Origin of the sequence: Neoalteromonas facilis, from assembly GCF_002807665.1 — a bacterium.
GTDB classification, from domain to species: Bacteria; Pseudomonadota; Gammaproteobacteria; order Enterobacterales; family Alteromonadaceae; genus Alteromonas_E; species Alteromonas_E facilis.
Map to the genome: position 1 here is coordinate 1 of NZ_PEAY01000003.1, position 14,170 is coordinate 14,170.

16 protein-coding genes are annotated in these 14,170 nt (G+C 46.3%); 6 read left to right on the forward strand and 10 right to left on the reverse strand.

Annotated features, from left to right (window positions below):
* Together CSH93_RS08465 and CSH93_RS08470 are read left to right on the forward strand one after the other, a co-directional pair.
* A partial coding sequence (locus CSH93_RS08465) for a helix-turn-helix domain-containing protein (RefSeq protein ID WP_100642829.1) occupies nt 1–392 on the forward strand: 392 nt, incomplete at its 5' end.
* A gap of 429 nt (nt 393–821) precedes the next feature.
* A complete protein-coding gene (locus tag CSH93_RS08470; RefSeq protein WP_100642830.1) occupies nt 822–2,162 on the forward strand; it encodes an alpha-amylase family glycosyl hydrolase in 1,341 nt (446 codons plus the stop codon).
* A 32-nt stretch (nt 2,163–2,194) separates the two neighbouring features.
* On the opposite strand, the gene CSH93_RS08475 is transcribed toward CSH93_RS08470, so the two are convergent.
* From CSH93_RS08475 to CSH93_RS08520, 10 genes are read right to left on the reverse strand one after another with little or no spacing between them, the layout of a single operon-like run.
* Entirely contained in the window at nt 2,195–3,880 is a 1,686-nt protein-coding gene (locus tag CSH93_RS08475) for a Na(+)/H(+) antiporter subunit D (RefSeq protein ID WP_100642831.1), read from the reverse strand.
* Complete coding sequence (locus tag CSH93_RS18105; protein WP_240615539.1) at nt 3,880–4,224, reverse strand: hypothetical protein; 345 nt, start codon at nt 4,222–4,224, stop codon at nt 3,880–3,882. Before CSH93_RS18105 ends, CSH93_RS08475 begins: the two co-directional genes overlap by 1 nt.
* 5 nt (nt 4,225–4,229) lie before the next feature.
* The gene (locus CSH93_RS08485) at nt 4,230–5,750 is read right to left on the reverse strand and encodes a proton-conducting transporter transmembrane domain-containing protein (protein WP_100642832.1); all 1,521 of its coding nucleotides are present in this window, start codon (nt 5,748–5,750) and stop codon (nt 4,230–4,232) included.
* Entirely contained in the window at nt 5,750–7,258 is a 1,509-nt protein-coding gene (locus CSH93_RS08490) for a monovalent cation/H+ antiporter subunit D family protein (RefSeq protein ID WP_100642833.1), read from the reverse strand. The genes CSH93_RS08485 and CSH93_RS08490 overlap by 1 nt, the downstream gene beginning before the upstream one ends.
* Nucleotides 7,255–7,614 carry a cation:proton antiporter subunit C gene (locus CSH93_RS08495; RefSeq protein WP_100642834.1) on the reverse strand — a complete coding sequence of 120 codons (360 nt, stop codon included), beginning with the start codon at nt 7,612–7,614 and terminating at the stop codon, nt 7,255–7,257. Before CSH93_RS08495 ends, CSH93_RS08490 begins: the two co-directional genes overlap by 4 nt.
* Complete coding sequence (locus CSH93_RS18110) at nt 7,611–8,033, reverse strand: Na(+)/H(+) antiporter subunit B (RefSeq protein WP_100642835.1); 423 nt, start codon at nt 8,031–8,033, stop codon at nt 7,611–7,613. Before CSH93_RS18110 ends, CSH93_RS08495 begins: the two co-directional genes overlap by 4 nt.
* Nucleotides 8,026–8,619 (reverse strand): DUF4040 domain-containing protein, encoded by a 594-nt coding sequence (locus CSH93_RS18115; RefSeq protein WP_100642836.1) that lies wholly within the window; start codon nt 8,617–8,619, stop codon nt 8,026–8,028. Before CSH93_RS18115 ends, CSH93_RS18110 begins: the two co-directional genes overlap by 8 nt.
* Nucleotides 8,616–8,942, reverse strand: a complete 327-nt coding sequence (mnhG, locus tag CSH93_RS08510; protein WP_100642837.1) for a monovalent cation/H(+) antiporter subunit G — start codon at nt 8,940–8,942, stop codon at nt 8,616–8,618. The genes CSH93_RS18115 and mnhG overlap by 4 nt, the downstream gene beginning before the upstream one ends.
* Nucleotides 8,939–9,247 carry an MrpF/PhaF family protein gene (locus CSH93_RS08515; RefSeq protein WP_100643353.1) on the reverse strand — a complete coding sequence of 103 codons (309 nt, stop codon included), beginning with the start codon at nt 9,245–9,247 and terminating at the stop codon, nt 8,939–8,941. Before CSH93_RS08515 ends, mnhG begins: the two co-directional genes overlap by 4 nt.
* An 11-nt stretch (nt 9,248–9,258) precedes the next feature.
* Nucleotides 9,259–9,765 (reverse strand): Na+/H+ antiporter subunit E, encoded by a 507-nt coding sequence (locus tag CSH93_RS08520; protein WP_164078329.1) that lies wholly within the window; start codon nt 9,763–9,765, stop codon nt 9,259–9,261.
* Nucleotides 9,766–10,025: 260 nt separating this feature from the next.
* Between CSH93_RS08520 and CSH93_RS08525 the strand changes: the two genes are divergently transcribed.
* From CSH93_RS08525 to CSH93_RS08540, 4 genes are all read left to right on the forward strand, one after another.
* Nucleotides 10,026–11,996, forward strand: a complete 1,971-nt coding sequence (locus CSH93_RS08525) for a DNA repair helicase YoaA (protein ID WP_100642839.1) — start codon at nt 10,026–10,028, stop codon at nt 11,994–11,996.
* Nucleotides 11,986–12,696, forward strand: a complete 711-nt coding sequence (tsaB, locus tag CSH93_RS08530) for a tRNA (adenosine(37)-N6)-threonylcarbamoyltransferase complex dimerization subunit type 1 TsaB (RefSeq protein WP_100642840.1) — start codon at nt 11,986–11,988, stop codon at nt 12,694–12,696. The genes CSH93_RS08525 and tsaB overlap by 11 nt, the downstream gene beginning before the upstream one ends.
* 64 nt (nt 12,697–12,760) lie before the next feature.
* The gene (locus CSH93_RS08535; RefSeq protein ID WP_100642841.1) at nt 12,761–13,078 is read left to right on the forward strand and encodes a hypothetical protein; all 318 of its coding nucleotides are present in this window, start codon (nt 12,761–12,763) and stop codon (nt 13,076–13,078) included.
* A 99-nt stretch (nt 13,079–13,177) separates the two neighbouring features.
* Nucleotides 13,178–14,056 (forward strand): alpha/beta fold hydrolase, encoded by an 879-nt coding sequence (locus tag CSH93_RS08540; protein WP_100642842.1) that lies wholly within the window; start codon nt 13,178–13,180, stop codon nt 14,054–14,056.
* Nucleotides 14,057–14,170: the final 114 nt, after the last annotated feature.

Sequence of the window (14,170 nt, forward strand, 5' to 3'; positions counted from 1 at the left end):
TTGCGGAGTCAGCGGCTCCTTATTTGTTTATCGTCGATGAGCAACATTACAGAGAAGCCTTGGAACTTATTGAAAGTCTGCTTGAAGAAGCCGAAGATACTCCTGATGATCCGCTTAATCAGGTCATAGAGTTATTAGCTATTGCGATTGAACGATATGAAAATAAAGATAAAGAGCTTGTCGAATTCGACAAAAGAGCCATGTCGCAACCCCCTGATATTGCCACTTTGCGACTACTCATGGAACAACACCATTTGAGCATGTCTGATTTACCGGAAATTGGTAGCAAATCAATGGTGTCGAGAGTGCTTTCTGGTGAAAGAAGTCTCAACAAAAAGCATATAAAAGCGCTGTGTCAGCGTTTTGAGGTGAGTCCTAATTTATTTTTTTAAACGCGCGGTTATCATCATCCTTGAAATAATTAGTTGTTTCGAGAGCAGTAAAACTCAACGGAGCTGAATGTCCGTTTCTTGTCTACAGCTGCCTTTCCGATGATGTCTCNGTGAAAGAAGTCTCAACAAAAAGCATATAAAAGCGCTGTGTCAGCGTTTTGAGGTGAGTCCTAATTTATTTTTTTAAACGCGCGGTTATCATCATCCTTGAAATAATTAGTTGTTTCGAGAGCAGTAAAACTCAACGGAGCTGAATGTCCGTTTCTTGTCTACAGCTGCCTTTCCGATGATGTCTCAACCTGCACATACAAGTTTCAGACTTGACATGTGCTAATAAAGCTCAGTCAATTCAGATTGGTTTTGACGCTAAAACATCCCAACTTTTGGCCTATGCTTATTGGTACGTTTTGTAAATTAAGTCGAAAGTGAATGCGCTCCTCCGTGCTTACCGTTACACCCTACAGTCATGTGATTCACCCAGAGTGGAGTTACGATGCGTGTATATATCAAATCAATACGCGCCAGTTTTCCGCCAGTGGAGATTTCGCTGGGATTATCCTAGAACTACCCCGTTTAAAGCGCTTGGGCGTTGATATTATATGGTTGATGCCTATTCACCCCATAGGTGAGAAGCATCGAAAAGGACATTTAGGTAGTCCCTATGCTGTAAAAGATTATCGTAGCATCAATCCAGAGTTTGGCGATGAGGAGTCTTTTGCTGAGCTGATAAGCGGTATTCATGCAAATGGTATGAAGGTGATTATTGATTGGGTGCCCAATCACAGTGCATGGGACAACTCCTTGGTTGAATCGCATCCAGACTGGTATGCACGGGATCACAAAGGAGACTTCAGACCCTCTCCGTGGTGGGATTGGTCGGACATTATCGAATTTGATTATGCGAATGTGCAGTTGCGAGAATATATGCTTGATGCGATGTGCTATTGGGTCGAGCAATATGACATTGATGGCTTTCGCTGTGACGTGGCCGGTTATGTGCCGAATGATTTTTGGCGACAGGTGCGAGCGGCGTTGGATGCTATTAAACCTGTATTTATGTTGGCTGAATGGGAAGCGCGGGATCTGCATGAATATGCGTTTGATATGACGTACGCATGGAGCTGGAACGAGATCCTGCATGGCTTAGCGCAGCAAAAGGTATCTTTGAACAAGTTACGTCAGTATTACTCTTGGAATGAGCGAGCGTGGCCACGTGAGGCTTTTCGCATGACCTTTGTCAGTAACCACGATAAAAACGCGTGGGATGGCACACAGTACGAACAATTTGGTGAAGCGCTTGATGCAGCAATTGTGTTGTCAGTGATAGGTGAGGGTATGCCACTGATCCATAATGGTCAGGAAGCGGGAGAAAGTAAGCGACTAGCCTTTTTTGAACGCGATCCAATTGAATGGCAAGAGCACTATATTGGTGGGCTATATCAGCAACTTATTGCGCTGAAGAAGCAACACGCTGTTTTGCATAATGGTCAAAGAGGCTCATTGATGCTTCAGGTCGAAAACAGCAACATGGCGCAGGTATTCTCCTTTGTGCGTCGAAATGACACTAATGCAATTCTGTTGGTCATTAATTTTGCACCAGATGCGCATGAAGTGACGTTACACGGAGAACTGATAGAGGGGATCTGGCAAGAGGTTCAACTGCATACTGCGCAAGGATATAACAATGATGTGCTTAACGGTGTAGTTACGGGTGTTGCGCTTGATGCTTGGCAGGCAAGGCTGTTTATTCAACCGCTGCAGGCCAGATAACCTAACAGCGGTTTTCAATGTACTAAAAAGTATTACGCACTAAACATGTCAACCAAAATACCCACGACGATGACGAACACGAACAAGAATGCCATACGGCGAGTGAGTTCTGTGCCCGTTGCGCTGGATTCAGTATCCATGTTCGGCAATTGGTCAAGGATCATTGTCCACTGCTGACTGATAACGCGCTTAGTCGCTGACAAGGATGCGCGTGTCGCATACGCAATTTGCGGCATGAGTCGACGGTACACCCATTCCACATCGAGATTCACACTGCGCAATTCTGGCGGATAGAGCCCTTGTCGATTGAGCCATACAAAGGCAAGTGCCGAGAAGAACAGTAATTGCAATTGGGTTAATGTGTGGGTGATATCATATGGCTGATAGCTGTTTTCCCATGGCAGCAATTGATACATCAATTGTGGGTAGCTACCAATCACAATACACAACACCGACGCTAAGAACATGGCAATCAACATGTTGGTCGGCGCTTCTTTAGGGCGCAGTCCTGAGTCATGGGCAAAAAACGCAAAGAACGGAATTTTGATCCCTGCATGGTGGAATACGCCTGCGGAGGCAAAGAGTAACATTAGCCACAGGTATTCGTGCCCAGCTTCAATCATAGCCGCCATGACCATACTCTTACTGACGAACCCACTGAATAATGGGAAAGCCGAAATTGATGCGGCGCCGACGATACAGAAAATCGTAGTTTTGGGCATGGTTTTATACAAGCCGCCCAGATTGGAGCCTTTGACATGCCCAACGCGCATCAACACCGCGCCCATGGTCATAAACAACAGGCCTTTAAAGATAACGTCGTTAAATGCGTGCGCGACTGCACCGTTAAGAGCTAACGCCGTACCAATACCGATACCACACACCATGAAGCCAAGCTGGTTGATCAGGCTGTAGGCGAGTACTTTGCGTAAATCGTTTTCGATTACTGCGTAGAAAATCGGGAAGCAGGTCATAGCTGCGCCGATGTATACCAGTAATTCTTCGCCAGCAAAGGTACGAGCCAATGCATAAATGGCCACTTTTGTCGTAAATGCCGACAAGAAAACTGTTCCGGTTGGTGTGGCTTCGGGGTATGCGTCGGTCAACCAGGTGTGCATGAAAGGGAATGCTGCTTTAATGCCAAACGCAATGAACAGTAGCCAACTCGCAGTATCAGATAATCCAATGTGCTGAATATCTAAACTTCTGCCTTGCTGCGCGAGCATAATCGCACCGGCTAATAGCAGTACACCTGATAACACCTGAATAACCAAATAGCGGTTACCGGCATTTAAAGCCGAAGCCGAGCGGCGTGCCCATACTAAGAACACCGAGGTCAGGGCGAGCAGTTCCCAAAATACAAACAAGGTGATGAAATCTGCCGAAAATACCGCGCCTAACGCACTGCCCGCATACAGTAATCCTGATACCTGTTGTACTTTGTCTTCAACGTGCAACGAGTAAATCAGTGATAAGAAAGCGGCAATGTGGAACAAATAGCCAAACATCATGGCTAACTTGTCTACCGATAGCAGGCCAAGCTCGAAACCTAATACCTGGATATTGACGGCACTGACTGCATCCAAAGTGAAATGCATGTTCAGCGCGCCCCAAACCGGCACTAGCAACAACAGTAATCTTGCCTTACCGGTCAGAAAGCCGGCAAATAATGCGGCAACAAAAAAAGGAATAAACGGGGGAAGGTTATCAAACCACATTAGTTTAACCTCCCATTGCTGCCAGCTTCGCTATTGTCATCTGTGTTTTCCGGCTCATAGTAGGTTTCACTGCGCATGAGCAATATCCGCATAACCTTGGCGAGTAATACCAATACGACGCAAGCAACAAAGCCATACAGCGCATAAAACGTAGGGATTTCTTCAAAGTTGACATATATATGCCGATGCACGATGAAATCCATCAACACTAAGACTGCGCAGAGTGCGTAAAACACGCGTAATATCCATTTGATAGTATCTTCTCTGTCAAAAAAGCCGATGTCATCATCAGATGCATTATGCGCCTCATGTGTGCTAGGCGATTGCTGATCGTGACTATTCATATCTACTACTCTCCTGCACTTAGCGACGAAAATGGCACCTGCAGCTCAGCAGGTAATGCAGCGTTTGCTAATTGGTAAAACACTTCTGGCGCAAAGAATAAATAAATACAAAGCGCAGCCGGTACGATCATGCCAATCAGGCAGGGAAGTGGTGCTTCGCTGTATATTTTTGTACTAACGGGTTTGGCAAAAAACGCACGCACTGGAATAACCAATAAATAAGCGATATTGAGCAAGGAGCTGATCATGAGCGTTAGCAACAATGCCCAACCAATGACTTCATTGCCCGAGAATGCTGAAGCACCAGACATCAAATACCATTTACTCCACATGCCGCCTAGCAACGGAATACCGATGATCGATAAGGTGGCAACAAAGAATAAAGTAAAGGTAATCGGCATGTATCGCCCTAAACCATCCAGCTCGCTAACTTGGGTTTTGTGCGTAGCCACAAGTATTGCGCCAGCGGCGAAAAACAGCGTTATCTTGGCAAATGCGTGCATTGCTATGTGAAGCGAGCCACCAAGTAAACCGAGTGAATTGGCCAGTAAAGCGCCCAAGATGATGTAACTTAATTGGCTGATCGTAGAGTAGGCCAAGCGCTCTTTTATGTTGTCTTTTGTCATCGCTATGAGAGATGCCACAACAATGGTGATCATGGGCAGCCAGAGTAACCAATGTGCGCTGGCGGTTTGACTTAAAAAGTCAGGCCCAACGACAAACATCACAATCTTCAGAATGCTAAATACACCTGCTTTTACAACCGCTACCGCATGCAACAATGCGCTCACCGGCGTGGGGGCGACCATCGCTGAGGGCAGCCACTTGTGCATTGGCATCATACCGGCTTTACCAATTCCTAATAGGAATAACAGCATCAGCGGCGCTAACCATGCTGCGTCGAGTTTGCCATCAAGAAACCCGCCGCTCTGGAAGTCTAACGTTCCTGTGGTGACGTAGACGATAATGATCGCAGGTAAGAAAAACACTATCGACGACCCCATCAATAGGGTTAGATAAGTACGCCCACCTTTTCTTGCCTTGCTCGTGCCGGCATGGGTGACTAACGGATACGTCGACACGGTAAGAACTTCATAGAATAAGAACAGTGTAAATAGGTTGGCCGAGTAGGCGATCGCCATTACGCCAGCGAGGGCAATGGCAAATAAAGTGAAGAAACGCGTTTGGTTTTCTTCATGATGTCCGCGCATATAACCAATTGCATAAATGCTAGTAACAATCCAAAGACCGCTGGCTATCAGCGCAAACATTACACCAAATGACTCAACCGCAAACGCGATAGAGATACCAGGCATAGGCTCTGCCACTGTCATCTTAAAATCACTGGCTTCTGGTAGCGAGAGATAAATCAGCACATTCACAGTGAGCAATAACCCTGCTGTGATCAGTGTTACCCCTTCTCGTACGTTGGGCTCAAGATCTAAACGGCTAATGATGAGTGCCCCGACTAGCGGGATAAAAAATGCCATTAACAGCAGGTTTTCAAGGGCAAATAGAAACGCCATTAGATGCCTCCTTTAGTGCTGTTAAATAACGCGCTAACGGCTGTTTCAGCAGCGCCGCGCGAGAAGTCAGTGTCTAAACCAAAGTAAATACAAGACAACACCGCAATCCACAACGCAATCGTCATGCTGGCTGGCGTATAGGCAATATCTTTGGTACCCGAGTCAACATGATGCACGTGGGTTTTGTCAGCGCGTGCGAAATACAGCGCTTCTATCATTTTCCACACATACAAAATGGCGAGAATTGAACCTGCTAAAACGACCAACACGACGTACCAGCGACCGGCTTCAAGGGCGCCGGAAATTAAATACCATTTACTGATAAATCCGACGGTACCTGGCATCCCAATCAAACTGAGGCCTGCGATAGCGAGCGCGACCAATGTCCAGGGGGCATCACGTCCCACGCCCCTTAAATCTTTAAGATAAGTTGTATTGGCGCGGTATACCAAAATACCGGCGATCATAAACAGGGCTGCTTTCATTAGGGCGTGATTAAACAAGTGCAACAGGCTGGCTGTCATGGCGGTTTGATTAATCAATCCTATCCCAACCACCATGTAGCCAATTTGCGCGACAGAGGAGTAGGCGAGCAGGCGCTTCATATCGAGTTGCCCAAAAGCGCGGAATGAACCATACAAAATGCCGACGCAACCCACTCCAATCAATAAGTCAGGTAGTACTATGCTGGTCCAGTATTCCATCGGGTAGACATTGAATAAGCAGCGGATTAACACATATATCGCTACTTTAGTTGCACTAGCGGCAAGAAAAACACTGACGACCGACGGCGCTTGACTGTAACTGGAAGGCAGCCAACTGTGTAGTGGAAATATGGCAGCCTTTAACGCGACGCCCACCAAAATAAAGGCCAAAGAGGTAGTCACGAGTTGCTGCTCTTCAATGTCACCAAAACGCGCCAGAATATCGGCCATATTCAAACTGCCCGAAGCCGCGTAGAGCATACCAACCCCGATAAGGAAGAACGTAGCCCCCATGGTACCCAATACCAGATAATAAAACGCCGCGGTTAGTGCTTTGCGGTGTTTACCCATAGCGATCAAGGCATAGGATGAAAGGGAGGATATTTCCAAGAACACAAATAGGTTAAAAATATCACCGGTTAAAGCTATGCCTAAAAGCCCAAGTAAACATAATTGGAAAGAGGCATAAAACAATGGCACGACATGTTCAGGGATCTCTTTCTCGACACTTTTCGGCGCATATAGCATCGCAAGACTGGCCATTGCGGTAATGATTACTGCAATTAACGCGTTGAGCGCATCGATTTGATATTCAATTCCCCACGGTGGGCGCCAGCCACCTAATTCGTAATGCAGCACTTTACCGCCGACAACATCGGCCAGCAGCCAAAGCGATAAGCCAAAACACACTAAGCTTAAGACAAACGAAATAAACCATGCAACCCCTTTACCGCGCAGCATCGCAGTGATGGGGGCACAGATTAAAGGCAGTACAACCAGTAAAACCGTTAACTGTGCATTCATTCTTCGGCATCCTTCTGCAGTACTTCGTCTTCTTCAATGGTGCCGTATGCTTCTTTAATGCGAATAATCAAAGCAAAGCCCAATGCGGTCGTTGCAACACCCACGACAATAGCCGTGAGCATCAATACTTGAGGTAGCGGGTTTGAATATACCGTGAAGCCTTCAGCTACAATTGGCGCGGTTCCACCGTCAACTTTACCTAAACTGACATAAAAAAGAATGACAGCGGTTTGAAACACGGCTAACCCCGCCATTTTTTTAATCATATTGGATCGACTCATTAGGGTATACAGACCAACCATCATGACTGCGATGATCAACCAGTAATTGATATGACCGATAACGTATTCCATCATTTGGGTGCAATCCTTCTAGCAAATGTGAAGAAAATCAGCAGCATGACAGAGCCAACTGTAATTCCAACGCCTAGCTCAATAAGAATAATGCCAATGTGCTGACCGTTGACTGACTCATTTGCCAACACACTGTAATCAAGGAAATTCCCACCTTTAAGCATTGATGCGATGCCGACACCGGCGTAAAGCAAAACCCCAATACAAGCAGCGATACGTAACTTTTCGTCGGGTAAAATTCTCGCCGTTGCGTCCAGCCCGTATACCAGTGCGTAAAGTAAAAAAGCAGAGCTGAATATTACGCCAGCCTGAAAGCCGCCGCCGGGGCTGTAATCACCGTGAAATTGCACATATAAAGCGAACAACAATATGACGGGCACAAGCCATTTAGTAATGACCTTTAAAATGAGATTATCAGGCATCTGCGTCATCCTTTTTACTGGTGTTGTCTTCACTAACTTTGCTAGTACGAACACGCACTTTTTCACGCCGACTCAGTAACATCAGAATCGCTAAACCAGCCGTTAGGACCACGGTTACTTCGCCTAGCGTGTCGAAACCTCGATAACTGGCAAGAACAGCCGTTACTAAATTGGGTACGCCGGTTTCAGCTTGCCCAACCCGGATGTAGTAGCTGCCGACTTCGGTATGAGGTGCTGCATTTGGGTCGCCCAGTTCTGCTATATCATGAGTGCCGTAAACGAGCGCCGCGCCCATAACCAAAGACAGTAGCAACGGGCCTTTTTTAGTATGTGACTCAGTGCGGGCTTCGTGACCATTACGTATCGACGCCAACGTTACGAGCATAAGCACTGTTGAAATACCGGTACCAACAGCCGCTTCAGTAAACGCCACATCAGGCGCATCTAACACCACAAATACGCCCGCTACGAGCAGACTGTACAATCCGAATAACATGGCCATCGCGAGCAAATGACGTACACGCAAGATGGCCACAGCCATAATCAAAAGAAAGGTCAGCAGGATTAAATTGATGATTAAACTCATGCTTTATCCTCCGTCTCACTTTTAGCTTGCGGGAGTTCGCTCTTCAGTCCATAGCGCCATGCGTTATTCGCCAAGGCAAATGACGAGACTGGCGATGTAAATAACAGAAACATAAAGACAAAAAGTAGTTTGAATAACACCAAATCAAGGCCAGCCTGCAATGCCAAACCAAATAGAATAAGGAAACTACATAATGTATCGGTTATACCAACCGCATGTAAGCGAGTGTACATGTCCGGCAATTTGAACATGCCAATGCCGCCAATAAGACTTAAAAAGCAACCTATAGCAATACACACAATACTTAAAATATCGATAATCATACCGAATCTCCTTTCTGAGGTGACTCAGACTCTTGGCTGTCAGCAAAGAACTTACCGCGCTCAACCAAGCGCAGAGCGGCGACAACACCAATAAAGTTAAGGAGTGAGTAGAGTAACGCGATATCCAGTAGGTCAGGGCGACCGGAAAAAAAGGCAAATACGGCTACCAATAGAACGGCTTTAGTGCCGAACATGTTAACCGCTAAAATCCGGTCAAACACGGTTGGACCCAATAAGGCTCTGGCAACGGCTAAGGCCATTGTGACCATAATGGCGATGCCAGCAACAAGGTATACAGTTGTCATTGATAGTTCCATCAGGCTTTTGTCTCCCCAGCTTGCTTCATCGCTTTGCGGTATTCACTGGTACGCGGCATGATGCCGAGCATGTCACCTTCTTCTAAATCTTTTGCACCTTCTTCACTGAGTGTATGCACAAGTAGTTTGCCTCCTTCCATGGATATGCTGGAAGTACCTGGCGTGAGGGTTATAGCATTGGCGTATAGCACTTTGCTGAGTTCGTCATCAAAGGGCATTTCCAATTCGATGAATTTTGAGTGTAAGGGTTTGACACCCAGGATACGCAAGGTGACATCAATATTAGAGGTCACTACGCGCTTAAGCAGTTTGAAAATGAAGATAACAAAATCGCCTGTTACAAACAGCGTAAATCGGTCTTTGTCTACTTCATCCATACGGGTTGTTAACCACACCACAAAGATGACGGAGAAGGCACCGAATGAGAGCATTAATGGATGGTAGTAACCGGATAGTAACAGCCACAGTAACGCTAAAAGAATTGCCAGTCGAAGTGCGTATTTCACACTGTCTCCTTCTTGGATTTTTGTAAGCAGATTGTTAACGCCAGAGATATTTCTATCATATAAATGAATAAGTGTGCAGTATTATCGTGAGTAATTCGTCCGAAAGTTTTTCTAATGGGTAATGGGTAATTGGTTGATTTTGAGGTGATTAGTCACTTGAAATTCACGCTATATGTGTGCTGGAACCGTACTGATATTCAGGGCGCACTCTGCTGCATAATTTGGCATAATCCCCCCATCAACGTTCAGCCGAAAATTCAATGCCCAGTATTTCATCTATATTTTCCAATAATGGTTTACTTGCAGAAGCCATTGACGGTTTTCTTCCGCGTCAGTCCCAGACAGAAATGGCCGAGGCGGTAAATGAAACCCTTAAAAAGAAGACCGCGCTAATAGTCGAGGCGGGCACGGGAACCGGGAAAACGTTCGCTTATCTAGCACCCGCATTGAATGGAAAGCGCAAGGTGATCATTTCAACGGGCACCAAAAACTTGCAAGAACAGCTTTATCATAGAGACCTTCCCGTTATTAAAGGGGTAATCAGTGGAGAGCGTCAAACGGCCTTACTAAAAGGGCGCGCGAATTATTTGTGTATACACCGCTTGATGCAGCACACACGTTCAACGACCTTGTTAGACGCTGAAACGCTTGAGCAAATGACACATGTGAGGCGTTGGTCTACGACCACTAAAAGTGGTGATGTAGGAGAGCTAAACACGATCCCTGAAGATGCCAAAGTACTGCCTCTGGTTACTTCAACCGTTGACAATTGTGCCGGAAAAGAATGCCCGGAATATGATGACTGCTATCTTGTAAAAGCCCGCAAGAAAGCAATGGAAGCCGACATTGTGGTAGTAAACCACCACTTATTTTTTGCCGATATGGCGCTCAAAGATACCGGTTTTGGTGAATTGATCCCTGAAGTGGACGCTGTCATATTCGACGAGGCGCATCAAATTCCTGAAATCGCGAGTGAATATTTCGGTGAAGCGCTTTCGAGTCGTCAATTGATGGATATGTGCAGGGATATATCAACGCTTTATCGCACTGTACTCAAAGATGCACAACAGCTCGATAAGGCTGCGGAGAAGTGTCGCCAACTACTAATGGACTTTCGTTTGTTATTTGCAGAGGCGGCAACCCGAGGTGATTGGCGCAAAAAGCTTGATGAGCCTGATGTGTTGTCGGGTATTTTACGTGTGCAAGATGCTTTGGCCGTGTTGCAAGATGTGATGAAGCTGCATATCGGGCGCGACAAAGATTTGGATAACTTTTACGAGCGCATGGTACAAAGCCGTGAGCGTTTAGAGTTATTACTCGACACGGAAAAGACAGGTGTCAGTCTCTGGTATGAGACAACCCCCCGTCATTTTGTTTTACACCTTACACCTTTGTCTATCGCTGCAAAGTTTCGAGCCTTCGTTGAACAATCAGACAAGGCCTGGGTATTTACCTCGGCTACCTTGATGGTTGATGGTGGCTTTAAGCATTTCCAAGCTCGTATGGGGCTGGAATCGGCCAAAACACTGATGCTCGATAGTCCTTTTGATTATCCTAATCAATCCATGTTGTGTGTGCCTCGTTATTTGCCAGAGCCTAATCACCCGAAACGTAATGACCGCTTGGTTGAAATCGCACAAGATATTATTGCGGCTAGTAATGGTCGATGCTTTCTATTGTTCACTAGCCATGCGACGCTAAAAGCGGTTTCACAGCAGTTGGAGCAGCACACTACGCGAACATTGTTAGTACAAGGTACCACGTCAAAGCGAGAGTTATTGGAACGTTACGTCGCTGATAAAAATACCGTTCTGTTGGGAACCGGTGCGTTTTGGGAAGGCGTTGATGTAAGGGGAGATGATCTTATCTGTGTCATGATAGACAAGCTGCCTTTCGCTTCTCCGGATGACCCTCTATTGCAAGCGCGCAGCGAAGATTGCAAGCGGCGGGGCGGGAATCCATTTGCGCAAATATCAATTCCTCAAGCCGTTATTGCGTTGAAGCAGGGGGCAGGGCGTTTGATCCGAGATGCAAAAGATCGCGGCGTATTAGTGATTTGCGATCATCGCCTAGTGACAAAAGACTATGGTAAGATCTTCGTCAGTAGTTTACCTCCAATGTCGCGCAGTCGAGATTGGCAACAAGTCCTCGCTTTTTTGTCTAACGTAAGCCAAGACCGAAAGGCTGTAAAAGCAGACACTTCCACGGAAGTTGAATTAGATGTCGAATAATCCAAACATAGTTTTAGTGTTAGACACGGCTACAGAAGCTTGTTCTGTAGCGTTGAGCGTAAATGGCGTTACTTATGCTCATTTTGAAGAATGTCCCCAACAACACAGCCAACGCATTTTACCCATGATCGACGATATATGCCGACAAGCAGGTGTTGATATCAAACAAGTTGATTTAATCGGTTATGGACAGGGGCCGGGCAGCTTTACGGGGGTACGCATCGCGATGGCGACGGTACAGGGGCTAGCCTTTGCATTAGATATTCCTGTGATCGGGGTATCCACACTTGCCGCCATGGCCTACGAAGTAGGCAGTGATACATCCGATGGAACTCATATTTTTGTAGCCATTGATGCGCGTATGAGTGAAGTGTATTTCGGCCACTATAGGTGGCAAAACGGTGCTCTGGTAATGATGAGTGAAGAGCAAGTGTTGTCGCCAGAACAGGCTGCACAATATGTCGCTGATAACAGTCATGAGCCATACGTTATTGCGGGAACAGGGTGGGGTGCCTACTCTCCACTGAGTCAACTAGTGAGTGCTCATAGCCTTTCACTCGATGTTCGCCTACCTAATGCGCAATGTATGCTACCGTTGGCGATGGCTGCCGGGGTTACAAATTCGCAATCAGTATTTGACGCAGAACCAGTTTACTTGCGAGATACCGTTACGTGGAAGAAACTCCCTGGTCGGGAATAGCCCGGTTAAATTGGAACGGATCTTGTAATTTATTTCAGGGTTGTTTTCATTTTAGGCACTGTTTTTGGACATCGAGTCATCCATTGTTGCTGCGCAAAATGCGCTAGTTGTGAATCCGTCTGCACGTCAAACTGAACGTGCGGCTGATGCACGCGAGCAACAACAGCGTGCCCAAACCCAATTACCCCCACAGCAAACAGTTGTTCGCCAGGCCTCTACAGAAGCCTATGAACAAGCAGAACAATTCAGAAAGCGAAATAGATCAGGCTATGACGCGCCATCTGCACAAGCCCAAGCTGCATTAGATACTTATCAAAGTTTACAGCGAGAATCTCGGCGTGAAGAGATCCGTGGTATGTTAGGCATCGATCTGTACGCATAGCGGCAATTGTTTGCCGCTTCAGGGAAAAGCTTGTTGCTAAATGAATGCGCTGCGGCATTTTCTTGCCGCTTTCCCCGCAAAACAACCTAGGAGTATACGGTGACTTCCGCAGTCTTACATGACATTGTGTTCGAATTGCCTCACATTCGCCTTGCTGGTTTAACCAATGGGAACGTGGGAAAGCCTCTTTTATTGGGTTTACACGGTTGGTTAGACAATGCGAATAGCTTTGTACCCATGGCGCCTTGTTTGAATGATTTCCATTTCATAGCCATTGATTGGCCGGGTCATGGGCTGAGCCAGCATAGGCCAGCGGGCACAGAGTACAATCAATTAGACTATATCGATGATTTGCACCAGCTTATCGTTTCTCAAGGATGGCGCGATGTAAGCATTGTAGGTCATAGTATGGGGGGCATTTTAGGCAGTATCTATGCGGCGGTTTTTCCGGAGTATGTGAAAGCTTTAGTGTCTATTGATGCCTATGGTCCTATATTTTCTGATCATACTGTTGAAACCATTCGGGATGGGATCTTAAGCCGTCATCAGCGGCGTGAGAAGCCGCAACAGCAAACGCCGATTGTCTTTTCTCGACTCGTAAAACAGCGAGCGGCTCACAGTGATCTCGATAATGAAAATGTCACTTTGCTGCTTTCGCGGGCGGTAGAATGGCATTCACAAGAGCAATCGATACTGCACCGTCTGTCGGTATGGCGTAATGACAAGCGACTGCGGAACCAGTCACTACTGCGTTTAACCGAAACCCAGGTGCGTGCTTTAATGGCTGCCGTTGAATGCCCTGTTCTGATCGTAAAAGCGGCTAACGGTTTAGTTGCTAAACACGCTACAGATAAACAACGTAGTGGTTGGTTTTCTAACGCCAGAATAGTCGAAGTGGAGGGAGGGCATCATTGTCACATGCAATATCCTGCATCGATTTGTTCACAAATTGGGCAATTTGTGTCGCTAAATGAGTGATAAATGTAAATTACTGCCATTGATAGATTTAACTTTGTGTTAACTTTGACTACCATGTGAATAGCGTTCGCTATTTGCCTTTGTTATTGGGCGAACCAGACATTCGTGAAACAA

Coding starts and splice junctions, on each gene's coding strand:
- CSH93_RS08495 (WP_100642834.1), bottom strand. CDS start 7,614: ATGATGGAATACGTTATCGGTCATATCAATTACTGGTTGATCATCGCA.
- CSH93_RS18110 (WP_100642835.1), bottom strand. CDS start 8,033: ATGCCTGATAATCTCATTTTAAAGGTCATTACTAAATGGCTTGTGCCC.
- CSH93_RS08475 (WP_100642831.1), bottom strand. CDS start 3,880: ATGTGGTTTGATAACCTTCCCCCGTTTATTCCTTTTTTTGTTGCCGCA.
- CSH93_RS18115 (WP_100642836.1), bottom strand. CDS start 8,619: ATGAGTTTAATCATCAATTTAATCCTGCTGACCTTTCTTTTGATTATG.
- CSH93_RS18105 (WP_240615539.1), bottom strand. CDS start 4,224: ATGAATAGTCACGATCAGCAATCGCCTAGCACACATGAGGCGCATAAT.
- CSH93_RS08490 (WP_100642833.1), bottom strand. CDS start 7,258: ATGAATGCACAGTTAACGGTTTTACTGGTTGTACTGCCTTTAATCTGT.
- CSH93_RS08525 (WP_100642839.1), top strand. CDS start 10,026: ATGCCCAGTATTTCATCTATATTTTCCAATAATGGTTTACTTGCAGAA.
- CSH93_RS08485 (WP_100642832.1), bottom strand. CDS start 5,750: ATGGCGTTTCTATTTGCCCTTGAAAACCTGCTGTTAATGGCATTTTTT.
- CSH93_RS08470 (WP_100642830.1), top strand. CDS start 822: ATGCGCTCCTCCGTGCTTACCGTTACACCCTACAGTCATGTGATTCAC.
- CSH93_RS08515 (WP_100643353.1), bottom strand. CDS start 9,247: ATGACAACTGTATACCTTGTTGCTGGCATCGCCATTATGGTCACAATG.
- tsaB (WP_100642840.1), top strand. CDS start 11,986: ATGTCGAATAATCCAAACATAGTTTTAGTGTTAGACACGGCTACAGAA.
- mnhG (WP_100642837.1), bottom strand. CDS start 8,942: ATGATTATCGATATTTTAAGTATTGTGTGTATTGCTATAGGTTGCTTT.